Genomic DNA, 26,230 nt, shown 5'->3' with positions numbered 1-26,230 from the left:
TTGAAATTGAAACGCTTTAAGAGTTATTATATGAAGAAAGTTTTAGTGCTCTTGCTTATTATTTTATTTAATAAAGTTGCCACAGCGCAAGCAGATAAAAATTTCATTGAAAAGCTGCTTAAATCTAAACCGGAACTGTTTAAAGAAATATTCAATGATCCGGATAAACATGAAGTACAAGTGGTTTACACGCAAATTAATCGTGATAAAAACAACCGTCCCTCTTTTAAAACGTATACTTTTAATGTAGATAGAAACCGTTTTTTCTATGCAGCAAGCACTGTAAAGCTCCCTTTGGCACTTCTTTCTCTTGAAAAGATCAATAAGCTAAATATTAATGGACTAAACAAGGAAGCTGCGCTGAAGATTGACAGTGCTTCCCGCAAGCAAATCGCTGTGAGTGTTGATACTTCGGCTTCAAACGGACTTCCATCGATTTCTAATTATATAAAAAAGATTCTTCTTGTAAGCGATAATGATGCCTATAACCGTTTGTATGAGTTTTTAGGACAGCAATATATCGATGAAAGGTTGAAGGAAAAGGGTTTTCGAGATGTTAGAATTTTAAACAGGTATGTGGTGGGCGATGATACGATTACAGCCAGATATACCAATCCTATGCAGTTTTATTCTGGTGGTAAAATGGTTTATAGTCAGCCCCAGGTTTATAACTCAAACAATATTTATAAAGGACTAAAGCCCATTTTTAAGGGTAAAGGGTATCTTAATGCTAAGGACTCTCTCATAAATAAACCGTACAATCTTCAGTATAAAAACTTTTATCCGCTGCAAGAGCAACAAAAACTACTGAAAACCTTATTATTCCCTGAATCTGTTGCGGCCTCTCAGCGTTTTGGTCTCACTGATGATGATTATAATTTTGTATACTAGTACATGTCGATGTTGCCACAGGAAAGCAAACACCCCAATTATAGCAATACCAAAGAGTATCACCCTTCCTATGTTAAGTTCTTGATGTTTGGTGATAAAAAAGACCAGTTGCCTGCCAATATTCGCATATTCAATAAAGTGGGCGATTCTTACGGTTATATGCTTGATAATGCTTATATAGTTGACTTTGATAATAAAGTAGAGTTTTTGCTTTCGGCGGTGGTTTTCAGTAATAAAGATGAAATTTTTAACGATAGCAAATACGAATATGAAAGTATTTGCCTTCCGTTCCTGGGTAATTTAGGTAGGGTTATTTATGATTTTGAGTTGAAACGGAAGAAAGCTTATTTACCGGACTTAAGTAAGTTTAGGTTTGAGTATACAAATTAGAAGAGTAGTCCATAGTGCTTAATTGAATATAATTTTATATTGGCTATCGAATTTGGTCTTTTAAGTTTTATTCAAACCAACTAAATAATTGATTTAGTTCCAGTTCCTGTTTTGTTTCAGCGGATAAATCCCTTATAATTTTTCCTTCCGAAAACTGGATAATCCGGTTGCCATAGGTGTAGGCATCTTTAAGATTATGTGTAACTAAAATGGCTGTAAGTTGATAGTCGGAAATTAGTTGGTTGGCAGTTTGCATTACAAAATTAGCCGACCGCGGATCAAGAGCTGCCGTTGGTTCATCCAGTAATAGAATCCTGGCTTCATCCATTACACTCATTAATAAGGTAAGTGCCTGTCGCTGTCCTCCAGAGAGAGACCCCATTGGTTGATCTAATTTGTTTTCCAAGCCCATTTTTAAGGTAGATACCTTTTCTTTTACCTTCTGAATAAATGCTTTGGAAGTGCCTATTTTAAGTTTCTTGGACTGTGTTCTAATGGCAGCAAGTCTGAAATTGTCGAGAATATTCAATTCGGAAGCCGTTCCACTTAACGGGTTTTGAAAAACACGTGCAATCCATTTGCTACGCTTGTAATCGGGTAAATTAGTGACGTTTTGCTGCTGAATCTCAATCGTTCCTGAACTTGGAAACAGATTTCCGGCAATTAAATTTAAAAAAGTAGACTTTCCTGAGCCATTGGCCCCAATTACTACAGCAAATTCGCCCCTGTTGATTGTTAAATTGATGTCAAGCAGCGCATTAACCTCATTGGCCTTTCCTTTATTAAAATTCTTCGAAATGTTCTTTACCTTAATCATGATTGCTTACGGAAACGGATTTGAGGAATGCTTACAATTATCAGTACAAAAACAGCAGTAATTAACTTTAACAAATTAGGATCTATACCTAAGGATAATGTAAAGGCCAGAACCAGTTGAAAAGCAATTGCTCCTAAAATAACCAGTAAGAGCTGCATCCAGATGCTTTGGATATGGAACCAATGATTTAGCGCCTCTCCTATCATTACCGAACCTAAGCCAACAATCACAATCCCTATACCCATATTAATATCTGCAAAACCTTGGTATTGAGTCACTAAAAAACCGGCGGTAGCAACCAATCCATTTGAGATTGCTATGCCAATAATTTTCATCCGGTTGGTATTTACCCCTAAAGCCCTTATCATGCTTTCACTGTTGCCAGTAGCACGCATGGCCAAGCCAAAGTCGGTTTTTAGTAAAAGTGTTAACCCGGTAAACAACAAGCCAATAAACAGTAAGAGTAGCATTAAACTATTAAGAGTGTCATTTGAGCTTAGCTGCAACGTTTGGAATAGATTTCTAACGTTTACTAAAGGCAAATTAGAGCGCCCTAAGATGCTTAGGTTGACAGAATACAAAGCCGTCATTGTTAAAATGCCCGCTAAAAGGGCATTTACCTTTAATTTGGTGTGAATGAAGCCAGTTATGCTGCCAGCAACGGCCCCGCTCAATACCGTAAACAAAAAAGTTGGTACCATTGAAATACCATTGGTTAAACAAATAGCCGTAATTACTGCGCCAAGTGTATAACTTCCATCAGTAGTAATATCAGGAATATTAAAAATTTTCATTGAGATGAAAATTCCCAAGGCAATGGCAGATAAACTTAAGCCCAATAAGATTGCAGATATGTAAAAATTCATTGGGTCTAATTTATCCTTTTTGAGGGAAAGATTAATGGTTTTGCTATTTCCTAGTTTCACGCCGCACTCAAAAGAATCTCATGATGAATGTGAGCTTTGGTGGCAGATTTTGTTCAAGTTTACACTCGTGAAAAATAAAATTCTTAGGAACAAAACCCTTTCAGCTAGTGCTTGCCGAATGTGCATTGAATGCATTTTTTAAATTTTAGAACGTTTTTTCAACTCCCAATAACACTTAGCTGTTGCTTTAATATCAACAAATGCATTGTGAGCTTCTTCAAATGTTTCTCCAAAAAGCTTAAAATACAATTCCGAAAGCTTGGGCCATTTATATCCATAAGGTCCATTAATAGCACAAAAAATTGTTGTTTTTTCCATGGTACAGATCTTCCTTTTGGTTCCGACTCCATTTGTCATTTGGTTTCTCAAAAACTCAGCTCCAATGACTTTTTCATCGAAGCTCATGTTATGCGCAACAAGGCATTCTGCCTTATTAAGTAATATTTGAAAATCCTTTAAGACATTAATCAATTCTTTTCCTTCTCTATTAGCTCTATCAGTAGTAATTCCATGAACTCTTGAAGCTTCTAATGGAATGGTAAACCTATCAGGCTTAATTATATGGTTTCCTTCGGTAATTTTGTTTCCGTTATTGTCATATAGTAGATATGCCAATTGAACAAGCCGAGGCCAATTATTTAAATCCGTGACTGGAGCCTTCAGTTAGAAGGAAGTCCTGTTGTTTCAGTATCAAAAAAGAGCAGCATAGAGTGGATAGTTATAGGGTATAAAAAATTATAACTCAATATAATTTTTTATAACAGCTAATTAATATTAATATTTAATTATTTAATAATATTATTAATATGGTACTAGAACGCGCGAGTCGTTACAAGCTGAGAGAAGATGTAGCAACACGTTATGGGTCAGGTTGTGTAGGTCATGATGTTCTTTACCATGCCAAAAATTTCACCTATCATTAGTTCCAAGACACTTGCGAATGGTGTGTAGTAGCGAACCCAAATCATGGGTAAGCACTTTTTTTACCTTTTTTGCCTTAGGTTTTGGCTAAATTATTGGTGATTTAAAACAAATTCTAGATAATAAAAATGAGGAAATTGAATAATCAATTTGTTTTTTCTGCATCTGATTTATCCAATCATGTGCATTGCAAACACTTGTCAAAACTTAACAAAGACGTTGCCGAAGGTTTATTGGAAAAGCCTGTAAATACAAACAGAGTTTTGGATTTATTAAGAGAAAGAGGCCTCGATTTTGAAAATTCATTTTTGACAACTCTTGAACAGCAAGGTCACAGTATTTTAAAAATTGGCCAATATGAATCAGGTGCTCAACAAAAGACGATTGATGCCATGAGAGAGGGAATAGATTATATTTATCAGGCAAGGCTGTGTAATGAAAAATGGCAGGGTTGGGCAGACTTTTTAATGAAAGTGCCAGTGCCAAGTGAATTGGGCGATTGGTCTTATGAAGTTATAGATACTAAATTGTCGACAGAAACAAGAGCAGGTACAATTTTGCAAATTGCCCTTTATTCTGAAATTTTAAAAGAAATACAAGGCGTGTTGCCGGAATATATGCGTGTAAGGACCCCTGAAGATGAAATGAAATACAGGGTAAATGACTACATTTCTTATCTACGCTTAATGAAAAGGAGACTGGATGAAGCTGTTCAAACTCCGGTTTTCACTTATCCTGACCCTTGTTCACATTGTGAAATTTGTAATTGGTGGGAACATTGCAATAAGATAAGAAGGGACGATGATCATTTAAGTTTTATAGCCGGTATGGGAAATTCTCAAATTAAGGAAGTAAAACTTCATGGAGTTGAAACATTGGATGCGATGTCGAAACTGCCTCTCCCGTTACCATTTAAACCAACAAAAGGTTCCATTGAAACATTTGTAAAGTTGAGGGAACAGGCACGTCTTCAGAATGAAGCTAGGACTACAAACAAACCTACATATGAAATTTTAGAAAGAGTTGAGAATACAGGCTTTTACAATTTGCCTGAACCTACTGGTGGAGATATTTACTTAGATTTTGAAGGAGATCCTTTGGTTGAACCGACTGGATTGGAGTATTTATTTGGATGGGTTTATCAAAATGATTATCATAAGATCTGGGTAACCAATATAGAGCAGGAAAAAGCCGCTCTGGAGGAATTTGTTGATTTTGTATTTAAAAAAAGAAAGGAATACCCGAAACTTCATATTTATCATTTTGCTCCATATGAAACCGCAGCACTGAAAAGAATGATGGGAAAATATGCGACAAAAGAAAATGAAATAGATATTCTTTTGCGTACTCAATCATTTGTTGATTTGCACCGTATTTTAAGGCAATCCATCAGGGCGGGAATCGAAAAGTATTCATTGAAAGATTTGGAAAAATATCATGGTTATACCAGGGAAATGGATTTACGCTCACTTTCGAAATTCAAGTCAATGTTTGAATTTTTATTGGAATCTAATAGGTTGGAAGAAGTGACAGAAGAAGTGATGAATGAAATGAAAGAGGCCATTGAACTTTACAATCGGGATGATTGTTTTTCAACTCAAAATCTTCACAAGTGGCTTGAAAAAGAACGGGAAATTCTAATCATTAATTCTGAAAACATACCAAGACCTGTTCTAAATGAAGTAGAAGTGTCTGAAAATATAATTGCCCATTTAGAACGTATTGAGCCTATATATAAAGCCCTGATGCACGACGTATCTCCTTTATCTGAAGAACGGTCTTCAACCGAACAAGCTAAATATCTCCTTGCCAATATGCTTGATTGGTATCGTCGGGAAGAAAAATCTTTTTGGTGGGAGTATTTCAGAATCAAAGAGTTGCAACTAGACGAATTATTGGATGAAAAGGCTGCACTTACCTGTTTACAATTTAAAGGAGAAAGAGTTACCGACAAGCGTAGTGTAATAGATTCTTATACTTTTCCTAATCAGGAATGTGAACTAAAAGTAGGAAATCAGATAAAAAATGAAAGCGATATTACTTTTGGTGATATTGTTGAATTTGATGAAACTAAAAACATAATTAAATTAAGAAAAGGTCCTAAAATTAAGGATATACATCCTGAAACATTGTTCAAATTTGAAAGATTCCCAACTAAAGATAAAGAGAATGCTTTAATACGGTTCGCAGAATGGATCGTGGAGAACGGATTCGATAGCACTAGCTCTGAATACAAGACTGCTCGCGATTTATTATTAAATAATATTCCAAGGGTTTCCGACACTGTTATGAGCAGTAATAATACTGTAGAAAAAAGTATCGATTGGGCGACAAAATTGGATAACAGTTATTTACCGATTCAGGGACCTCCAGGAGCCGGAAAAAGTTATACTGCAAGTCATATGATTTTTGAATTGCTTAAAAACGGGAAAAGGATTGGAATTACTGCTCTAAGCCATAAAGTTATTGTCAATATTCTTTATAAAGTAAAGCAAATTGCAGACAGTGAAAATTTTGACTTAAAAATACAATATAAAGGCTCCTCATCCGATGAAAAGGAATACCCGTGGGATATTGCTAAGAATGTGGATCAGGTAGTTTCTAAACTTTCTGATAATCATATTATAGCCGGGACTAGTTTTATGTGGTGTAACGAAAAATTAATTGGTTCAGTGGATTATCTGTTTATAGATGAGGCAGGTCAATTTGCCTTGATTGATACAATTGTTGTATCGCATTCTGCAAAGAACATCATATTATTGGGTGACCATCAACAGCTTAAACAACCTATCAAGGGAGTCCACCCCGAAGGAACTGATGTGTCTGCATTGGAACATTTGCTTGAAGGAAGAAAAACAATTCCTGAAACAAAAGGAATCTTTTTAGACAAAACATGGAGAATGCATCCGAGTATCTGTTCTTTTGATTCTGAAATGTTTTATGAGTCAAGACTTCATTCTGTTGACGGTCTTGATGAAAATCAAAAAATTGAAGGCAATACCTGTTACAAAGGTTCAGGCCTGTTTTACAAGCCGGTAGAGCATGAAGGCAATACGAATTTGAGCATTGAAGAAATTGATGAAATTGTACAAATCATTCAGGAACTGACAAAAGGAGATGTTTTTTGGGTAGATGAAAAAAATAACAGCCGTCTTTTACAATTTGGTGATATAAAAATTATTACGCCATATAACAGTAATGTTTTTGAATTGCAAAAAAGAATACCGAATGTAGAGGTTGGGACAGTTGATAAATTTCAGGGACAGGAAGCCCCTGTGATTATTTACAGCTTGGCAAGTTCATCACCTGAAGATGCCCCTCGGGGAATGGACTTTTTGTATAGCCCCAATAGATTCAACGTAGCTGTCTCAAGAGCAAAAGCGATTTTTATTATGGTTGGGAGCCCAAGATTATTTGAACCTGATTGTAAATCACCCGAACAAATTAAGCTTGCCAATCCATTTTGTAGGTTTATGGAATTAGCGACAATTGAACGATTGATAAAACAAACAGAAACGAATTAGAATTCTTGGGAATAGGTGATTTAGATGAAGGCAAATAATAAAAAATATCGGTACAAATTTGATTGAGTGATTTCAACAAGACATTCCGACAGGAAGATTTGAAGCTTTCGGATTTATACTTTTTTTGCTTGATTTCTTTTGTGTAAGCAAAAGAAATGAAGGGAAAGTTTATATATGAGCATAAATTGACTTATTGAGGTATTAATATGGTGCTTTCATTGCATCTTTTTAAATTGCATGCTCAATACACAACCTTAATGAACACTATAGAGGCCTTTTTAGCCAGTCAGTTAACCAACCTACAATCAAAGCATTTACTTAGGGCACTTAAGCCCGATTCTGATTTGGTTGATTTTTCATCGAATGATTATTTAGGCTTAGCCCACTGTGCAGAGCTTAAACAACTTATTGATGAAGAATTGAACAAGTATCCCGATTATTTGATTGGTTCTACTGGCTCAAGATTAATTTCAGGCAATACCAATTACGCGACAGAATTGGAGCAATGGTTAAGCGCTCAACATAATGCTCAGGCGGGTTTATTGTTTAATTCGGGCTATGATGCCAATTTGGGCGTTTTTTCCTCCATTCCGCAAAAAGGCGATACAATTATTTTAGATGAAAAGGTTCACGCCTGTATTATTGATGGGGCAAGATTGAGTTATGCAACCAGGTATAAATTCATGCATAATGATTTAGGCAGTCTGGAGCAGAAACTAAAAGTAGCAAGGGGCAACATTTTTATAGGTATTGAAAGCATTTATTCAATGGATGGTGATTCGCCTGATTTAAAAGCCATGGTTGAATTGGCAGCCAAATACAATGCAAATATCATTATTGACGAAGCGCATGGAGCCGGCGTGTTAGGGTATTGTGGTAAGGGTTTGGTTTCCGAATTAGGACTTGAAAGTAAAGTGTTTGTGCGCATTCACACCTTTGGGAAAGCCATTGGTTCTCACGGGGCCATTGTTTTAGGCTCAACTAACCTGCGGGATTTCTTAATTAATACAGCACGCAGTTTCATTTTTACAACAGCAGCGCCCTTTCATTCGTTGGTTGCCGTTAAAATGGCTTATCATTATTTAAATGTGCATCCAGAACTTCAAAAATTATTAAGGGATAAGATTGACTTGTTCAAGTCGAAACTGAGTAGCAGAATTCAGTTGTTAGAGAGTAGTGCTCCTATTCAGTCTATTATTGTGGAGGGAAATGAGACGGTGGTTGCTGCAGCAGAAAGTTTGAAAAAAAACGGGTTTAGTGTAGGAGCGGTTCGCTCGCCAACCGTTGAAAAAGGCAAAGAAAGATTACGCATTTGCCTTCACTTGTTTAATAGTGATGAAGATGTAGCTAGATTGGCAAATGAAATCAATCAAAACTTATAAAAAATAACTATTGGTAGTTGGTAATCAAGAATCTATTTACTCTATTTATCCCTTGTAAAACCAAACCTTTTAGTATGTATGCGATAACAAATTCTACCATTTACACCGGAACCGGTCTCGAGTATCGTAAGGCTATTTTAATTGATGAAAACAGTATCATTGATATTATTAACGAAAAAGATCTGCCAAGTGATATACGGACCTTTAATTTAAACGGATTAAATCTTGCTCCGGGTTTTATTGACTTACAGGTTTACGGGGGCGATGCCATTTTATTTTCTACCAATGCAAGCAAACAAGGGCTTTATCGAATTGCCGAAAGTTTTCAAAAAGTAGGTACCACCAGCTTTTTGATCACCATTCCAACCAGTTCACCAGAAACCATCTCTAAATGTATTAAAGCAACCAGAGAGTACCTGGACGAAGGCGGACCGGGTTTAATTGGTTTGCATTTAGAAGGACCTTTCATAAATGCGGAGAAAAAAGGAGCTCATATTGAACGGTTTATACAGCCCTTAACAATCAAACACCTGAAAAAACTGGTTGACGAAAGTGCAGGAGCTGTAAAAATGATTACAGTGGCTCCGGAACAGTGTACTGAAGAGTGTGTTGAGTTCTTACATGAAAATAATATTATTGTTTCTGTAGGGCACAGTAATGCTACTTATGATCAGGCTAATGGTGTATTCAATATGGGGGTAAAAGTAGCTACTCATCTGTTCAATGCCATGTCAGGGTTTAATCATAGGGAACCAGGTTTGGTTGGTGCCATTTATGATTCAGAATCGGTTTATTCAAGTATTATTCCTGATGGTGTTCATACTGATTTTGCTTCAGTAAGAATCAGTAAAAAAATTATGAAAGACCGCTTGTTCATCATTACTGATGCAGTGGTTGAAAACCTGAAAGGAGATTATGTATATAAGGCTGAAACAGATAGGTTTGTGGATGTAAACGGGACTTTAGCAGGTTCGGCTCTCACTATGATGAAAGCAGTTAAAAACTGTATTGAAAAAGCGGGTATTGATGTTGAAGAAGCGCTTCGCATGGCTTCTACTGGTCCTGCAAAGGTGATTAATCTGGATCATTATTTGGGTAAAGTTGCGCCAGGTTATGCGGCTGATTTTGTGGTTTTTGATGATAATTACAATGTTCATTATACAATTGCCAATGGTGAAATAATTACTAATGATTAATTAATAAGATTGTATAGAAGGTTTAAACGTAAATCTTCTATACAATGAATTGTACACTAAGTATTCCAAGTCTCTCTGGGGTCACAATTAACGCCATTAATCATTGTATTAATGACGTTTTTAATAGCTTGGTATATAATTTTCTTCCTCGTCCTTTACCTATCATTTGAGCTCTTTTTTATATTTTTCTTATTGATCGGCAGTATCAGAGAAGGTGTATTTGAGAAACCTGAGGGAGAAAATATGTTAACGAATAATTCGTCGCTTCAAATATATGCCTGAATAGAGGCCCCTACTTATAGTTAGTAGTTACTTATTTGAAAGAGATTTTTCAAACCTCCTCTAGCGTTATTAAATAGTAGATAGCAACTATTATCTACATCGAAGCGGTGAGAGAAAGTTATACGACCAAATTTATTCCAAACTAAATAAGAATAAATCCTAAATCTTCTAGTATCACTTTTACTTTCCCCTTTTGACGGAGAACCGGTAAAAACAAATGATACATTTGGGTTAGTTTGATAAATTTTAAACATTATTAAAACACATGTTGCCATTATTCTTGTTGGGAAATGCGTTTTTTTTAGCGGTAAATGATTTGTAAGATTAAATTTGTTTGATGATAATGAATGATTTTTATCAAAATATTTTATTGCATAAAGATCATTGTCAAATTGTTTTAATTCGATTAGCCAATCGAAAATCATAGGAAGAGTCAAACATTCAAAAAACTAAGGCAATAGAAGGGTATAACCAGTAACACGATTCTTATCAATAAGTTCTTTTGGGACCTTTCTGAAATTAAGTACGTGACTGATCTGTGTATTAGTTTTAGGATCCATTGCTATTTTAGCATCTTTAGAAACAACTATAACACCACCTACATTATTATTAATAAACTTATTTTTCCCCATGACAATAACCGGTTTATAACTATAACTATAAACTTGTATCAATACAAATATATAATATTATAATATATTATATAATTATTGAAAATCCCTATACATTTGAGTTTTTTAGATTTCAGTATTTCATCCACTTTATACCCTTCGGAATGTTTTTTAGCTTATTTCGTTAACTCATAAATTAACTAAAACTATAACTTTGGCCCCTGAAGTTATGTTCCCCCATAAATGAGCCATAGTCAAAAAAAACCTTATTTTATTACAGGAATTGGTACCGGAATTGGAAAAACATTGGTATCGGCAATAGTAGTTGAAAAGCTACATGCTGATTATTGGAAACCGGTACAATCAGGTGATTTGGATACTGCTGATACCCTAACCGTACAATCATTGGTTAGTAATCAAACATCAATTTTTCATCCTGAAACATACCGATTAACCCAACCATTTTCACCACATAAATCTGCTGAAATTGATGGTGTAACTATTGAACTGAATAAGTTTAAGCTACCTCAAACCAGCAATCAATTAATTATTGAAGGTGCTGGCGGTTTAATGGTTCCCTTGAATGACAAGGATTTGATTGTTGACCTTATCCAAAAGTTAGGTGCTGAAGTGATTTTGGTTTCCAAAAACTATTTGGGAAGCATCAATCATACCCTGTTATCCATAGAATTATTAAAAAGCAGATTGATACCTATAAAGGGAATCGTTTTTAATGGTGAAACTAATGCCAATTCTGAAGAGTATATCCTTAATTACTCAAAATTGAATTGCTTAGGCAGAATTCCAGAAATTTCTGACATATCTAAGGAGACTATTTCAGCCTTAGGAAATTTAATTAATTTAACAGCTTAGTTATTAGCAAAAAAAATTACATGAAAGCTTTTTATCTTATTGGAGCTTCGCTTTTCGTTAGCGGAGTTGCTTGTTCCCAATCTTTAGATGGTATTTTTAATGAAAAAGAAATAACCAGAGTAGAGACGATTCTGGCTCACGACAATATGAAAGGAAGGGCTACATTTACTCCTTCTATTGATAAAGCTGCAGAGTTTATAAGTACTGAATTTAAAAAGGCTGGTCTGGAGCCTTTAGATAAAAACGGCTCTTATTTGCAGACTTTTTCAATGGTACAGCCTAAATTTATTAGTACTAGTGCAACTATAAATAACAAAAATTTTGAGTCGAAAAACGTATTGGTGTTTACTGCTCAGCCGAAGGTTAAAATTACTGAACAATTAAACTATGAAAAAGGATATATAAAAGCCGGGCAGAATTTATTTGGTGCTGCTCAATCCTTTATTCAAGCAGATAAAAATTATATTGTTCAGGTTGATTTATCTTTTGCAAAAAACTTTAACAGGCTCATTTTTCTTAAGAAGTATCTGTTTAAAACCGATAAAAACGTAGTGTTTGTTCTTTCAAATGAAGAGATAAAGGGTTACACAATTGAAGCCGAACACGAAATCCAGGACTTAAAATTATCTAACGTTGTTGGGGTGTTGCCTGGAAGGAAACTCAAAAATGAATATGTAATCTTCTCTTCGCATTATGATCATATTGGAATTGAGAATTCAGGAAAACCGGATTCTATTTATAATGGAGCAAATGATGATGCGGCCGGAACAACTGCTGTGATTTCTTTGGCTAAGTATTTCAAATCACTAAAAAATAACGAACGCTCGATAATTTTTGTAGCTTTTACAGCTGAAGAAGTCGGCGGATTTGGTTCCCAGTATTTTTCAAACCAGTTAAATCCTGCAAAGGTTGCAGCCATGTTTAATATTGAAATGATTGGTACCGAAAGTAAATGGGGCGAAAACGCAGCTTATATTACCGGTTTTGATAAATCAAATATGGGTGAGATTATGCAGAAAAACCTTGATGGAACTCAGTTCAAGTTTTATCCGGATCCTTATCTAGAGCAAAGTTTGTTTTACCGAAGCGATAACGCTACCCTAGCCCGTAAAGGTGTGCCTGCGCATACTATCTCAACCTCTAAGATGGATGTTGAGCCAAATTATCACAAAGTTTCTGACGAAGTAAGTACGTTGAATTTAACCAATATGGCTAATATAATTAAAGCTATTGCTTTAAGCTCTACTTCAATTATCAGCGGAAAAGATACTCCTAGCAGAGTAGATACTACTCAGTTGCAATAACAAAACTTTAACAATATTATTTTAAGAGATGATGCAAGAAATTGTGTCATCTCTTTTAGTTTTCAGGCAGTTCGTCACAAATAAAATACAACTAAGCACTTATAAAATTCACATAAAGTGAATAGAATCAATAATTTTGGCGCTTTAGCAAATCCAACTAGTAGAATGAAGTTTAATTACAAGTTTATTGCCTTTGCGTTTCTGTTGATTTCAGGGTCGCAGACTGTTTTTGCACAAAGCAAAGAAATTACCTTGCAAGATGCTATCCTGGGGCGTTTTACAAAATTCGGAGAAGACCGCCTTCGTGGTTTGCAATGGGTTGGTGGTTCCACTAATTACAGCTATGTAGATGGTAAGAATTTAATGGTTGCTTCTGTAATTAATACGAAAGCATCGGTATTGGTTACTATTGATGATGTTCAAGCTGCCACCGGTGCAAAGTTCAGAAGCTGGCCACAGCTAACTTGGGTTGATGCTGACCATTTTCGTTTCAGTGCTGAAGGAAAGTTGTTTTTATTTGATGTAAAGGCTAAGTCGGCAAAAACACTGAACTCCTTCCCTGCTGATGCAGAGAATGTGGATATAGAATATACAGATTCAAAAGCTGCTTATACTAAGGGTGATAATCTATTTGTAAGTATCAATGGTGCTGAAGTTCAGGTAACCAATGATACCCAATGGGGAATTAAAAACGGAAAGAGTACTCACCGTGAAGAATTTGGAATTTCTAAAGGAACGTTTTGGTCGCCAAATGGCAGTCTGCTTGCATTTTACCGTGAGGATGCAACCATGGTAACAGACTATCCATTAGTGAACACCGATGTTCGTCCGGCTAAGTTGGAGAATATTAAGTATCCGATGGCAGGCATGAAAAGTCACGAAGTGACGGTTGGAGTTTATAATCCTGCGACTAAGAAAACCGTATTCCTTCAAACCGGAGAACCAAAAGAACAATACTTGACCAATATTCATTGGGGCAACGATGACAAATCAATTTACATTGCAGTTGTTAATCGTGAGCAGAATGAGTTGAAGTATAATCAATACGATGCTGCTACAGGTCAGTTTGTTAAAACCTTGTTTACAGAAACTCATCCTAAGTATGTACATCCTGAGCATGAGGCAATCAACCTGAAAAACTCATTCTTATGGCAAAGTGAAACCAAGGGTTATAACCAGTTTTATCAATATGATTTCAATGGAAAGCTGATTAAGCATATTAATACAGGTAAAATCATTGTACGCAAGTATTTAGGTGTTGATGCAACTGAAACGAAGTTGTTCTTTACAGGCAATCATGCTGATAGTATTGATATGCAGGTTTATGTGGTTGATCTTAAGAAAAAGCCAGGAAAGCTTGGTGTGTATGCTGCGTCTCGTTTAACCAATGAAAGCGGTTATCATGATCAGGCAAGCTTATCTGCAGATGCTAAATATATACTTGATCCGTTTAGCAGTCCAGCTGTTCCTCAAAAGGTAAACTTATTGTCGGTTGATGGCAAAACATCAGTAGCACTTTTAAACTCGAAGAATCCAATTGCTGATTATAAATTCGGGTCAAATACCTTAGTTCAATTAAAAGCTAATGATGGAACGTTGTTACATGGTCGTATGATTAAGCCTTTCGACTTTGATCCATCAAAAAAATATCCGGTAGTAGTTTATGTATACAATGGTCCTAACGTTCAAATGGTAACAAATACCTGGACAACTGGTGCTTCTTACTGGATGTACTATTTGGCAAATAAAGGCTATATCGTATTTACAGTAGATGGAAGAGGCAGTAAAAACCGTGGGCAAGCTTTTGAGCAAGCTACTTTCCGTCATTTAGGTCAGGAAGAAATGAAAGACCAGCTTGTTGGTGTTAACTACCTGAAATCATTGCCATTTGTAAATGCAGATAAAATGGCTGTGCACGGCTGGAGTTATGGAGGTTTTATGACCACTAGTTTGATGACACAATATCCTGATGTATTTAAAGTTGGTGTTGCAGGTGGGCCTGTTATTGATTGGAGCTATTACGAAATAATGTACACCGAGCGATACATGGATACTCCTCAGGCCAATCCTGAAGGTTTTGCACAAGCATCATTACTTGATAAAGCTAAGAACTTGAAAGGTAATTTGATGTTAATCCATGGAACAATAGATCCTGTAGTAGTTTGGCAGCATAGCCAGGATTTTATCAAAAAATGTGTTGAAAGCGGTGTGGAGGTTGATTATTTTGTTTACCCTGGTCATGAACACAATGTCGGAGGTAAAGACAGGGTTCATTTGTATAATAAAGTGATAGAATATATCGACCAAAAGCTGAAAGCTTCTGATAACAGCAGTGCTAAAGCGAATTAATAAAGTTAAAAAGGCCATCATCATAACAATGAGATGGCCTTTACACTTAAACTAACACTCTACAACTATTTTTATGAGACTTTGATCTGTTTAGCTTTCAACTGTGCTTCCTCTTTTTTAGGAATAGTTAAGCTTAAAACTCCGTCTTTGTACTCTGCTCCAATTTTTTCTACATCCACTGTTTCTGGTAAGTTAAATGAACGTTTGAATGAAGTATAGCTAAACTCTCTGCGATGATAGTTTTTGCCTTCTTCTTTGCTTTCATTTTCTTTTTCAACCGAAACAGTAAGGGTGTTTTTCTCTAAATCGATGTTAAAGTCATCTTTCTTTAAGCCCGGAACTGCAAGTTCAATTGCATAGCCATCAGCGTTTTCAACCACATTTACAGCAGGTGTCTTAAAGCTTGTATCAGGCATGGTATTGTTGTTAAACATGCTTTCTAAAAAGTCATTAAACATTGGTGCAAATGGGTTAACGCGTTCAATGTTTCTAACCGGGTAGCTTCTTTTAATTAGTGTCATGATTATATCCTCCTACTAAATTTTTCAAGTTTTGATTTCTGTACTGTGTTAATCAACTTATATGCCGCTCGGTTTTTCAAGCATAATTGATAAAATTATAAGACATATTGTCATTTTATACTTATTTTTAAATGCCAATATGTCATTTTTGAATAAAAAAGAGCTGCAATCATTGATTGCAGCTCTTGAACTATAGGCTTATTAAGATCCGTTAATTGAAGATCTTTCCTGGATTTAGAATTCCTTTAGGGTCGAAAACTTGTTTAATATTGCGCATCAGTTGAAGGTGAGCTTCACTGAATTTAATATTCATGTAAGGCTGTTGAATTAAGCCTATACCATGTTCTCCCGATAAAGTGCCTTGTAAACTAACGGTCAGTTCCATTATTTCTTTAATACCCAATGGGAGTTTTGTTTTCCAATCATGCTCACTCATCGAATCCTTAATAATGTTTACATGTAAATTACCGTCGCCTGCATGGCCATAACAAACCGATTTGAAGCCATATTTATTGCCAATGCTTTTAATTCCCTTTAGGAGTGTGGGTAATTCTGCTCTTGGAACAACAGTGTCTTCTTCTTTGTAAACAGAATTTGCTTTTACAGATAACGGCATTTTTCGACGGATTTTCCAAAGTTCATCCTTTTCATTGGCTGATTCTCCCAGAAGTATATCCTCGCATTTATGATGATATAACACCTCTCCTATTTTTTCACAATCAGTGCGTAATACATCAAGGTTATTGCCATCAACCTCAATTAATAAATAAGCTTCAATGTGATTCTTAACTTCAAACTTTATATCATCATATTTAATAACCCACTCTATGCCTGATCGCTCCATGAATTCAAGCGCCGAAGGAGTCATGCCGGCTCTGAAAATTGCTGAAACGGCCTGGCAAGCAAGCTCTGCCGAAGGAAATGAGGCCATCATTAACAAATTGTAACAGGGTTTAGGAATTAGTTTTACAACTGCTTTGGTAATTACACCCAGTGTTCCTTCACTTCCGATCATTAATTGAGTAAGGTTATAACCGGATGCGTACTTTAAAGTATTGGCTCCTGTCCACATTATTTCACCATTTGGTAAAACTACTTCCAGGTTTAAAATATAGTCACGTAATGTTCCGTATTTCAACACTCTTGGTCCTCCTGAACCATGAGCAATGTTTCCACCTATAAAACAGGATCCCTTGCTTGACGGATCAATCGGATATAATAAATTTAGCTTTGCAACTTCGTCAATCAGCACCTCAGTAATTACACCTGCCTCAACATGCGCCTGCAAATTACGTTCATCAATTTGAAGGATTTTATTCATCCTTTCCATTGATAATGAAACTCCCCCATAAATTGGCAGGGCTCCGCCACTTAAACCTGTTCCTGCACCTCGCGGTGTTACGGGGATGTTGCGTTCATTGCAAAACCTCATGAGCCTTGCAACCTGCTCGGTTGTGCTGGGTTTTACTACTAATTCGGGTAAATAATAAAGATCTTCAGTTTCGTCGTGAGCATATTCTTTTAGCGTTTCAGGTTCGGTAAATACTGATTCAGTTCCTAGTAAGTTTTTTAACTGTTCAATAATTTCTGTATCAACGGCTTTAAAGCGCATGGTTGGGTTTGGTGTAAACAATACTTATGGATGAGCTTTCAATTTTTGCGGTAAAAGGAGGATTTAACTTCTCGAGCAATAATTCAATACGTTGAATTTTAACGGATAATGAGGCTATGCTGTCCACTATTCGTTGTCCAACGTGTTCCAAAAGCTTAGAGGGAATCTTCATTTCCGTCTTTACAATGCTAAAAAGTGCCTCATAATTCAATGTCTGACTTAATTCGTCGGTTTCAGTTGCTTTTGAAAAATCGGTATCTACCTTAACTGTAATCCTGAATTTTCCGCCAATTAATTGTTCTTCAGGGTAATAGCCATGGTTGGCAAATAATTCTAAGCCATTAAGTGCTATCGTATGAATCTTTTGAAATGACATAATACAAAAATAGCGTCAATTTTCTATTTTTGATAGATCAACACCAATCAATATGTCATTACTCACCACTGAAGATCAAATTAAACGATCGTCTAAACAAGATTTGTACGAATCACCTGATTATTATTTGCTCGATGAATTGTTAACCGAGGAGCAAAAACTTATTCGTAGTTCAGTTAGAGAATTCGTTAAGAAAGAAATATCCCCAATTATTGAGGAATATGCCCAACAAGCCAAATTTCCAAGGCATTTGGTAAAGAAACTGGGAGAAATAGGTGCCTTTGGTCCGACCATTCCGGTTGAGTATGGTGGAGGCGGATTAGATTATATTTCCTACGGCATCATTATGCAAGAATTGGAGCGTGGTGATTCAGGCATACGTTCTACTGCTTCTGTTCAAGGATCGTTGGTAATGTATCCGATTTATGCCTATGGATCCGAGGAACAACGTCGTAAATATTTACCAAAATTAGGTTCTGGTGAATGGTTAGGCTGCTTTGGCTTAACAGAACCGGATTTTGGCTCCAATCCGTCAGGAATGATAACCAACATTAAGGATGCAGGTGATCATTATATTCTAAACGGAGCTAAAATGTGGATTTCCAATGCTCCTTTTGCTGATCTGGCAGTTGTTTGGGCAAAAGACGAACAAGGTATTATCAGAGGAATGGTGGTTGAACGTGGTATGGAAGGATTCAGTACTCCTGAAACACATAATAAATGGTCGTTACGTGCTTCTGCAACCGGTGAGTTGGTATTTGACAACGTGAAGGTGCCTAAAGAAAATGTTTTTCCAAATGTACAAGGACTAAAAGGTCCATTGGGTTGTTTGAATCAAGCACGTTATGGTATTGCCTGGGGAGCACTGGGTGCTGCAATGGATTGTTATGATACGGCATTGCGTTATTCAAAAGAACGCGTTCAGTTTGACAAGCCAATTGGCGCATTTCAGCTTCAACAAAAGAAATTAGCTGAAATGATTACTGAAATTACTAAAGGACAGTTGTTGGTTTGGCGTTTAGGAGTATTAAAAAGTGAAAACCGCGCAACTGCAGCGCAAATATCAATGGCTAAGCGAAATAGTGTGGAAACAGCCCTGAACATTGCCCGGGATGCTCGTCAAATGCTTGGAGGGATGGGTATTACGGGAGAATATCCGATTATGCGCCATATGATGAACCTTGAGTCGGTTGTTACCTACGAGGGAACACATGATATTCATTTACTGGTTACAGGTATGGATGTAACAGGATTCAATGCATTTAAATAAAAAACGATAGAACGTTTTGGTTGTATTTTATTACCATCAAAACGTTTTCTTTTTCTTATTACACTCCCCTGAAAGTCGACTTATTTTTATTATATTAAATAAGTGATAAGTTCTCGATTTTTAACATTTACTACAAACGTCTGTTAAATCTATCCGGTTAAATGAGCAGTCAAGCAGGTTACATTTTAACTCAATTTACTCCCTTTACCTTTGTAGGGAAATCAATTCGGACATCAAATGAAACTGCTGAAGCAGATATCGGTAATCTGTGGAGACAATTTTTAGAGCAAAAATGGTATGATGCAATCGAGCATAAGTCAGGTGATAGAATCATTGGATTGTATTATAATTATGAAGGTGATTTTACCAAACCTTATTCATTTGCAATCGGATGCAGAGTTGAAAATACTGAATCAGTTCCTGAAGGGATGATAGTAATAGAAATTCCGGAATCGAATTATGCCGAATTCATCTCAAAAGGTACTATTCCTGATTGTATCGCTGATACTTGGATTAAAATCTGGAATTCGGATATTGAACGCAGTTACACGTTCGACATTGAAGTATATTCCTTGGATGATTTACAATCGGATAATGCCCAGGTTCCGATATTTATCTCTGTGAAATAAGTGACGGTTGTTTCCTTACAACATATGTTTTAGAAATAGAATCATGCCAACCTATGGGTGTAAACAGAAATGATAAAGCTTCAAGGGGAATGGCTCTGCACAAAGTTCTTGCTAGTATTCTTAAAAACCCGGGTTTGTTTCCATAATCATCCACAACATGCGTTCGTGTAACAAACTTGCCTACGGTTTGACCAAAAACACTTTCGCATACCAAATAGTATAATAGCGTGACTGCAAAGTTTATTATACTAAACTTTATAAATATTGGATCAGACAGAAAATCCTGAATGGTTTGGTATTTATTGAAATCAAGTTCGGCATTGGGCATAAAAAACGACATGGCTGTACTCAGAAATAAGTAGTCGATAACGTAGTTTATAAACCTTGTATATGAGGGTACAATGTGTAACTCCCCTGCTCCACTTTGTTTCTCGCTATTTTCTAGAACTTCATTCATTTTCTAAAATAATACTAATTTAAAGCTGCAAGTTTAAGCAGCAAAACTGAAAGAACATAACCCTCCTGAAGAAATAAAGGCAATTTTCTTATAATCAGTATTTTGCCGATGTTGAGGACATTGGGTTTTGCATTTATTTTATTCAAACCAGCCCAAAGTACCTCCACAAAGCCAGGTCGCATTATAGCCAGCTTGTTTCAGTTTTTCTGCTCCAGCTTCCGATCTCCCTCCTCCTTTTTTGCAAACGGTTATATAAAGCTTGCCTTTGTCTAAATTTGGCAATGCGCTCTCCACCGTGTCCAGCGGAATATTGATTGCCCCTGGAATATGCCTTTCGGTATATTCTTCTGGACTTCTTACATCAAAAATCACAATATTACTTTCATTGTCCAGTGCTTCTTTTAAACTTTCAAGAGCAATGCATTTGTTTGAGGTTTCCATCTTTATTAGTATTAGTGTTTTTTCCTAAAACCCATGATAGCATCTTTACCGACTCTTTTCCATCACATTTCATTCTTAATAAGATAATTAAGGATGAAAACAAAGTTAAGCACCCTATAAACAGAATGGCTGCATTTATGCTTACTAAATCAGCAATTATTCCTGTTAAAATTGCACCAATAGCATAGCCTAAGTCTCTCCACAGCCTGAATATACCAATGCTTTTTGCTCTGTCTTGGGGATGCGTGTTCTCAGCAACGGTAGCTAAAAAGGTTGGATAAACCATTGCTGTTCCCCAGCCTAAAATTGATGACAAGATCACAAAGTGAAGTATCGAATTTGCCTGAATTAAAAAGATCAGCGCTATTGCTTGTAAAAACATCCCGAGAAAGAGCATATCCTTTTTACAAAATTTGTCGGCCATTTTACCAGTAAATAGTTGCCCAATACCCCAAACAGCCGGATACAAAGCAGTTACCACCCCAATTTGTTCAAGTGTATAATTTTTACCTGCCAGCATAATAGGGAAAATGCCCCAAGCCATTCCGTCATTTAAGTTGTTGATTAGACCGGCCTGAGTAACCGAACCTAAATTTTTATTTTTCCATGTGGTGTCCCAGAAAATTTTTTTTAACCGGGGAATTCTATTGGAGGACGTTTCTTTGGTCACATGGTGCTTCGTATCTTTTACCCAAAAGATACTGCCAATTAATCCTAGTAACACCAAAATAATCCCCAAATAAAACGGGTAAGGCCTAATTCCATAATTTCCTGCAATCCATCCGGTTAAAAAAGCAACAAGTGCAACGGAAAGATAGCCGGCAAATTCATTTAAGCCCATTGCAAAGCCCCTTTGTTTTTCGCCCACAAGGTCAATTTTCATTACCACTGTACTTGACCATGTTAGTCCTTGGTTTATCCCTAACAATACATTAGCGCCTATTATCCAATTCCAATCGGGAGCATACATTAATATAAAAGGAATTGGAATTCCAATGAACCAGCCCGCAACCAGTAGATTTTTCCTTCCAAATTTATTGGCTAATGTACCGGCGAAATAATTTGTAATAGCTTTTATAATACCGAATACAATAATGAATGAAAGAATGGCTGTTTTTGCAGCAATTGCAAACTCTTTTTCGGCAATTTGTGGAAGAATAGATCGCTCTAATCCTACCATTCCGCCTACAAATCCGTTAATGATAACCAGTATTGTAAACTGTTGCCAGTTTTCCTTTAAACCTAGTTTGATGTTATCCATGAATTAAAATTAGAGATGAATATTAAAGCTTTTCTAAGAGTTCCTTTTGATTTTTGAGGTTTTCTATTAAAACTTCACGCATTAACCTGCATGCCTGGGCTACTTTTAATGAAGCTAATGAATAGTAATTGCACTGCCCTTCTCTCCTGACTTTTAAAATGCCCTTCTTGGTCATAACTGAAAGATGTTGTGAGAGATTAGACTTAAGTCCTCCGGTTATTTCTAATAGATCAGTAAAACACAGCTCTTTATTCTCAAGCAAATTAATAACCTCAATACGCAAAGGGTTGCCTAATGCTTTGCAGACATCAGCATGGAGTTGAAATATCTTTTTATCCATCTTTATTTTAATAGTTCATAAAACTATGAACTACTAAACATTTAAACAAGTTATAATGCGATCTTATTGTTTTTCTTAAATATTTATAGATGAGTGATTTATGTTTCTTTTAGCTATTAACCTACGTGCTTTCATATTAATGAATGATTTCAGCGATTTTTAACTGTTACATTTTATTGAAAAAAAATTTGGGTAGACTATAAATCAGAAAGTAATAAAAATAAAACTAGTTTTTCTTGCTGAAAATTAGGACCTTTGCGCCATGATTGAAGTATCGAATTTATCACTGAAATACGGAAAACGTGTTCTATTTGAGGAAGTAAATGTTAAATTCTCGCATGGAAACTGCTATGGCGTAATTGGAGCCAATGGCGCCGGTAAGTCAACTTTCATGAAAATCCTTTCTGGAGAGATTGATCCTACTACCGGAAAAGTGTTCATTACTCCCGGCGAACGCATGTCGGTTTTAAAACAAAATCACTTTGAGTTTGATGAGTGTCAGGTGTTGCACACTGTATTGATGGGTAACAAAAAGCTTTGGGATATTATGCATGAGAAAGATGCAATTTATGCGAAAGCTGATTTTACCGAAGAAGACGGTATCCGCGCCTCAGAACTTGAAGGAGAATTTGCTGAAATGGAAGGCTGGAACGCTGAAAGTGATGCTGGTTCGTTATTAAGTTCATTAGGCATTAAAGAAGAACTTCATTTTAAATTAATGAACGAGCTAAACGGTAACGAAAAAGTTCGTGTATTGTTGGCTCAGGCTTTGTTTGGCAATCCTGATATTTTATTACTCGATGAGCCTACCAACGACCTTGATGTTGAAACCATTGGGTGGTTAGAAAACTTCTTGGCCGATTTTCAAAATACAGTTATTGTAATTTCCCACGACCGTCACTTCTTGGATGCGGTATGTACACACGTTGCTGATATCGATTTTAGTAAAATTCAATTGTACACCGGTAACTATTCATTCTGGTATGAGTCAAGTCAGTTAGCATTACGCCAACGTTCTGATCAGAATAAAAAGATTGAAGATAAACGTAAAGAGTTGCAAGAGTTTATTGAGCGATTCAGTGCTAATGCTTCAAAATCAAAACAAGCAACCAGCCGTAAGAAATTGTTGGAAAAACTTACCATTGATGAGATTAAACCATCAACCCGTAAGTACCCTGCAATTATCTTTAAACCAGAGCGTGAAGTTGGCGACCAAATTTTAACGGTTGAGCACCTATCTGGTTCTCATGAAGGACAAACTTTATTTGCCGATATCAGCTTTATGGTGAACAAAGGCGATAAGATTGCTGTCCTTTCTAAAGACAGTTTGGCGATTACCAACTTCTTTGAAGTATTGACGGGTAATAAAAAAGCTGATTCTGGTGAGTTTAAATGGGGTGTTACAACAACACAAGCCTATCTTCCACTTGATAACTCATCGGAGTTTAAAGACGAAATCAATCTGATAGACTGGTTACGCCAATATTCAAAAGAAAAAGATGAAACTTATATCCGTGGATTCTTAGGAAAAATGTTGTTCACTGGTGAAGAAACTTTGAAAAGCTGTAAAGTGCTTTCAGGAGGAGAAAAAGTACGATGTATGGTTTCGAAAATGATGTTGCAGAGCTCAAACGTACTTGTGTTAGATGAACCTACCAACCACTTGGACCTTGAGTCAATCACTGCATTTAACAACTCACTAAAAGATTATAAGGGTAATGTGCTGTTCCACTCACATGACCATGAGTTTATGCAAACGGTAGCAAATCGTATTATCGAAATTACTCCTAATGGTGTAATTGATAAGCTGATGACTTATGATGAATACCTTGAGAATCCTGATGTAAAAGCCTTACGTGAGGAGTTGTATTCGGTTAGCGTTTAATCTATATGGAATTAGTAATGTTGGATTATGAGTTATAAAATGAATCCATTGATAACTCATAATTCAACATTCATTACTCTTTACTACAAATGAAGGATATAAAAAAATATTACCTCATTCATGCTGCTCCGGAAGATGTTTACCTGGCTATTACCAATCCATTAACCATTGAGTTGTGGAGTGGTTATCCTGCCGAGATGAGTACTGAACCGGGTTCTGAATTTTCACTTTGGGATGGAAGCATTGTAGGTAAGAATATTGAATTTGAAGAGAATAAGAAAATTGTTCAGCAATGGTATTTTGGTGATCAGCCTGAAGAATCAATTGTTACCATTAAATTACATCCCGATAAACACGGTACTTCAGTTGAATTGCGTCATATAAACGTACCTGACACAGAACTGGAGGATATGCTTTATGGCTGGAATAACTATTATTTTGGTGCCATTGAGGATTACTTTGATGAATAGACTTTAATCTTAAGATAAAACATAAAACAGGAAATTGATTTAAATTGATTTCCTGTTTTTTTTGGTGGTTATTTGACAGCTGTTGGACATCATCTTTTTTATTCCCAATTAATACTTTTGATCGTTTAGAAATTACTTATAAGTGAAGTCTAAAGCCAATTAATAGGCATTGTGGAATTTGATTCAGTTCATGTTGTCCCATTCCTATATTTAAAGTTGTGTTTGGGCATCATAATATTACTACCTTTGGGATATTGCTCCTCGATATCAAGTTCTACCTTGCAAGTATTGTATTTGGTTTAAATTCGATGTTTTTGAACTATAAACTAAAATAGTATTCTGTGTTTGTTCAAACTTTTAAACTAGAGCAATTAAGCAAGTATCAACATGCAAGTACCAAAGAGTGTTATTACCGGAACCGGTTCATTTATTCCTTCCCTTGTTAAAACTAACAGAGATTTTGCAGCTCATGATTTTTATGATGAAAAGCAGCAGTTGATTAATCAACCGCCTACTTTAATTGCTGATAAATTTCAACAAATAACCGGTATTGCTGAACGTCGTTATGCCACTTGTGAACTCAATACGTCAGATATGGCAGTTATTGCTGCTCAGATAGCCATTGCTGATGCAGGCATTGATCCAGAAACAATTGATCAGCTGATTGTAGCCCATAACGTTGGTAATGTTATAAAACACACCATTCAAACAGATTTAATACCAACTCTGGCCAGCAGGGTAAAGCATGGCTTAGGAATTAAAAACCCTGCCTGCGTGCCCTATGATTTGTTATTTGGTTGCCCCGGTTGGTTGCAAGGAGTTATTCAGGCGGATGCTTTTATTAAAGCAGGAGTTGCCAAACGATGCTTAGTTATTGGCGCGGAAACCCTTAGCAGGGTTATTGATGTATATGATCGCGATAGCATGATTTTTTCTGATGGTGCTGGAGCCTGTATTGTTGAAGCAGAGACTTCTTCAACTTCCGGTGCTGGTATTTTAGCAAGCAGTGTGCTCAGTCATTGTAATGAAGAAGTTGATTATTTGTTTATGGGGAAAGGTAATTTCCCAGGAAGTGATCCTCGGGTTCGTTATATTAAAATGAAAGGTCGAAAAGTATTCGAATATGCCATGAAGCATGTTCCTTCGGCAATGAAAGCTTGTTTAGATAAGGCTGGTGTTGATGTTAGGGACGTAAAAAAGATATTCTTACATCAGGCTAATGAAAAAATGGATGAGGGATTCACTAAAGAGTTATACAAGCTTTATGATATTAAGGATATTCCTGAGAACATTATGCCAATGAGCATTCATAAACTAGGTAATAGTTCGGTTGCTACCATCCCCACACTGTATGATTTGGTTAGAAAAGGAGAATTGGGTGATGAGCATGAAATAAATAGTGGAGATATTATATTATTTGCCTCAGTTGGTGCCGGTATGAATATAAATGCTGTTTGCTATAAGGTGTAATTGTTTTAAAGCACATTGAGCATTGCAGGTTT

At 36.1% G+C, this 26,230-nt stretch carries 24 protein-coding genes; 13 read left to right on the top strand and 11 right to left on the bottom strand.

Going from position 1 to position 26,230, the window contains the following annotated elements; genetic code table 11:
• The first annotated feature begins 30 nt into the window (after positions 1 to 30).
• Complete coding sequence (locus tag L2B55_RS12125; RefSeq protein WP_237845969.1) at positions 31 to 891, top strand: serine hydrolase; 861 nt, start codon at positions 31 to 33, stop codon at positions 889 to 891.
• 3 nt (positions 892 to 894) lie between these two features.
• Positions 895 to 1,281 (top strand): hypothetical protein, encoded by a 387-nt coding sequence (locus L2B55_RS12120; RefSeq protein WP_237845967.1) that lies wholly within the window; start codon positions 895 to 897, stop codon positions 1,279 to 1,281.
• Between the two features lie 67 nt (positions 1,282 to 1,348).
• Here L2B55_RS12120 and L2B55_RS12115 read toward each other — a convergent pair whose 3' ends face one another.
• From L2B55_RS12115 to L2B55_RS12105, 3 genes are all read right to left on the bottom strand, one after another.
• Entirely contained in the window at positions 1,349 to 2,098 is a 750-nt protein-coding gene (locus L2B55_RS12115) for an ABC transporter ATP-binding protein (RefSeq protein ID WP_237845965.1), read from the bottom strand.
• Positions 2,095 to 2,964, bottom strand: a complete 870-nt coding sequence (locus L2B55_RS12110; RefSeq protein WP_237845959.1) for an ABC transporter permease — start codon at positions 2,962 to 2,964, stop codon at positions 2,095 to 2,097. The genes L2B55_RS12115 and L2B55_RS12110 overlap by 4 nt, the downstream gene beginning before the upstream one ends.
• Positions 2,965 to 3,162: 198 nt before the next feature.
• The gene (locus tag L2B55_RS12105) at positions 3,163 to 3,687 is read right to left on the bottom strand and encodes a 3'-5' exonuclease (protein WP_255696578.1); all 525 of its coding nucleotides are present in this window, start codon (positions 3,685 to 3,687) and stop codon (positions 3,163 to 3,165) included.
• A gap of 386 nt (positions 3,688 to 4,073) precedes the next feature.
• Between L2B55_RS12105 and L2B55_RS12100 the strand changes: the two genes are divergently transcribed.
• The 3 genes from L2B55_RS12100 (at position 4,074) to nagA (ending at position 10,047) form a co-directional block, all read left to right on the top strand.
• Complete coding sequence (locus tag L2B55_RS12100; protein ID WP_237845953.1) at positions 4,074 to 7,469, top strand: TM0106 family RecB-like putative nuclease; 3,396 nt, start codon at positions 4,074 to 4,076, stop codon at positions 7,467 to 7,469.
• A 257-nt stretch (positions 7,470 to 7,726) separates the two neighbouring features.
• Positions 7,727 to 8,851 carry an aminotransferase class I/II-fold pyridoxal phosphate-dependent enzyme gene (locus L2B55_RS12095; RefSeq protein WP_237845950.1) on the top strand — a complete coding sequence of 375 codons (1,125 nt, stop codon included), beginning with the start codon at positions 7,727 to 7,729 and terminating at the stop codon, positions 8,849 to 8,851.
• Positions 8,852 to 8,925: 74 nt separating this feature from the next.
• Positions 8,926 to 10,047 carry an N-acetylglucosamine-6-phosphate deacetylase gene (gene nagA / locus L2B55_RS12090; protein WP_237845947.1) on the top strand — a complete coding sequence of 374 codons (1,122 nt, stop codon included), beginning with the start codon at positions 8,926 to 8,928 and terminating at the stop codon, positions 10,045 to 10,047.
• 731 nt (positions 10,048 to 10,778) lie between these two features.
• Here the strand turns inward: nagA and L2B55_RS12085 are convergent.
• Positions 10,779 to 10,961, bottom strand: a complete 183-nt coding sequence (locus tag L2B55_RS12085) for a hypothetical protein (RefSeq protein WP_237845940.1) — start codon at positions 10,959 to 10,961, stop codon at positions 10,779 to 10,781.
• A gap of 222 nt (positions 10,962 to 11,183) precedes the next feature.
• Between L2B55_RS12085 and bioD the strand changes: the two genes are divergently transcribed.
• The 3 genes from bioD (at position 11,184) to L2B55_RS12070 (ending at position 15,466) form a co-directional block, all read left to right on the top strand.
• On the top strand, positions 11,184 to 11,813 hold the full coding sequence (bioD, locus tag L2B55_RS12080; protein WP_237845938.1) for a dethiobiotin synthase: 630 nt from the start codon (positions 11,184 to 11,186) through the stop codon (positions 11,811 to 11,813).
• A gap of 20 nt (positions 11,814 to 11,833) precedes the next feature.
• Positions 11,834 to 13,117, top strand: coding sequence for a M28 family peptidase (locus tag L2B55_RS12075; RefSeq protein ID WP_237845936.1), 1,284 nt, complete (start codon positions 11,834 to 11,836; stop codon positions 13,115 to 13,117).
• Between the two features lie 117 nt (positions 13,118 to 13,234).
• A complete protein-coding gene (locus tag L2B55_RS12070) occupies positions 13,235 to 15,466 on the top strand; it encodes a S9 family peptidase (RefSeq protein WP_237845934.1) in 2,232 nt (743 codons plus the stop codon).
• A 71-nt stretch (positions 15,467 to 15,537) separates the two neighbouring features.
• On the opposite strand, the gene L2B55_RS12065 is transcribed toward L2B55_RS12070, so the two are convergent.
• The 3 genes from L2B55_RS12065 to folB all read right to left on the bottom strand — a co-directional run bounded on the left by L2B55_RS12065 (position 15,538) and on the right by folB (position 17,975).
• Positions 15,538 to 15,987 carry an Hsp20/alpha crystallin family protein gene (locus L2B55_RS12065; RefSeq protein ID WP_237845932.1) on the bottom strand — a complete coding sequence of 150 codons (450 nt, stop codon included), beginning with the start codon at positions 15,985 to 15,987 and terminating at the stop codon, positions 15,538 to 15,540.
• Between the two features lie 211 nt (positions 15,988 to 16,198).
• Positions 16,199 to 17,599, bottom strand: a complete 1,401-nt coding sequence (locus L2B55_RS12060; protein WP_237845930.1) for an FAD-binding oxidoreductase — start codon at positions 17,597 to 17,599, stop codon at positions 16,199 to 16,201.
• Complete coding sequence (gene folB / locus L2B55_RS12055; RefSeq protein ID WP_237845918.1) at positions 17,589 to 17,975, bottom strand: dihydroneopterin aldolase; 387 nt, start codon at positions 17,973 to 17,975, stop codon at positions 17,589 to 17,591. The genes L2B55_RS12060 and folB overlap by 11 nt, the downstream gene beginning before the upstream one ends.
• A 52-nt stretch (positions 17,976 to 18,027) precedes the next feature.
• Here folB and L2B55_RS12050 point away from each other — a divergent pair, with 52 nt between their 5' ends.
• Complete coding sequence (locus L2B55_RS12050) at positions 18,028 to 19,245, top strand: acyl-CoA dehydrogenase family protein (RefSeq protein ID WP_237845915.1); 1,218 nt, start codon at positions 18,028 to 18,030, stop codon at positions 19,243 to 19,245.
• Positions 19,246 to 19,406: 161 nt separating this feature from the next.
• On the top strand, positions 19,407 to 19,874 hold the full coding sequence (locus L2B55_RS12045) for a GyrI-like domain-containing protein (protein WP_237845912.1): 468 nt from the start codon (positions 19,407 to 19,409) through the stop codon (positions 19,872 to 19,874).
• Here L2B55_RS12045 and L2B55_RS12040 read toward each other — a convergent pair.
• From L2B55_RS12040 to L2B55_RS12025, 4 genes are all read right to left on the bottom strand, one after another.
• Positions 19,858 to 20,331, bottom strand: coding sequence for an RDD family protein (locus L2B55_RS12040; protein WP_237845909.1), 474 nt, complete (start codon positions 20,329 to 20,331; stop codon positions 19,858 to 19,860). The two genes, L2B55_RS12045 and L2B55_RS12040, sit on opposite strands and share 17 nt — an antisense overlap.
• Before the next feature lie 138 nt (positions 20,332 to 20,469).
• Entirely contained in the window at positions 20,470 to 20,772 is a 303-nt protein-coding gene (locus L2B55_RS12035) for a rhodanese-like domain-containing protein (RefSeq protein WP_237845906.1), read from the bottom strand.
• Positions 20,741 to 22,033 (bottom strand): MFS transporter, encoded by a 1,293-nt coding sequence (locus tag L2B55_RS12030; protein ID WP_237845905.1) that lies wholly within the window; start codon positions 22,031 to 22,033, stop codon positions 20,741 to 20,743. Before L2B55_RS12030 ends, L2B55_RS12035 begins: the two co-directional genes overlap by 32 nt.
• Before the next feature lie 22 nt (positions 22,034 to 22,055).
• Positions 22,056 to 22,373, bottom strand: coding sequence for an ArsR/SmtB family transcription factor (locus L2B55_RS12025; RefSeq protein ID WP_237845902.1), 318 nt, complete (start codon positions 22,371 to 22,373; stop codon positions 22,056 to 22,058).
• 262 nt (positions 22,374 to 22,635) lie between these two features.
• On the opposite strand from L2B55_RS12025, the gene L2B55_RS12020 reads away from it, so the two are divergent.
• The 3 genes from L2B55_RS12020 to L2B55_RS12010 all read left to right on the top strand — a co-directional run bounded on the left by L2B55_RS12020 (position 22,636) and on the right by L2B55_RS12010 (position 26,198).
• Positions 22,636 to 24,258 carry an ABC-F family ATP-binding cassette domain-containing protein gene (locus tag L2B55_RS12020; protein WP_237845895.1) on the top strand — a complete coding sequence of 541 codons (1,623 nt, stop codon included), beginning with the start codon at positions 22,636 to 22,638 and terminating at the stop codon, positions 24,256 to 24,258.
• An 89-nt stretch (positions 24,259 to 24,347) separates the two neighbouring features.
• A complete protein-coding gene (locus L2B55_RS12015) occupies positions 24,348 to 24,728 on the top strand; it encodes an SRPBCC domain-containing protein (protein WP_237845892.1) in 381 nt (126 codons plus the stop codon).
• A gap of 387 nt (positions 24,729 to 25,115) precedes the next feature.
• A complete protein-coding gene (locus L2B55_RS12010; protein ID WP_237845889.1) occupies positions 25,116 to 26,198 on the top strand; it encodes a 3-oxoacyl-ACP synthase III family protein in 1,083 nt (360 codons plus the stop codon).
• Positions 26,199 to 26,230: the final 32 nt, after the last annotated feature.

The organism is Solitalea lacus, from assembly GCF_022014595.1.
Lineage (GTDB): Bacteria > Bacteroidota > Bacteroidia > Sphingobacteriales > Sphingobacteriaceae > Solitalea > Solitalea lacus.
Note: the sequence above shows the minus strand (reverse complement) of the source record. Positions and strands in the feature narration are given on the sequence as shown.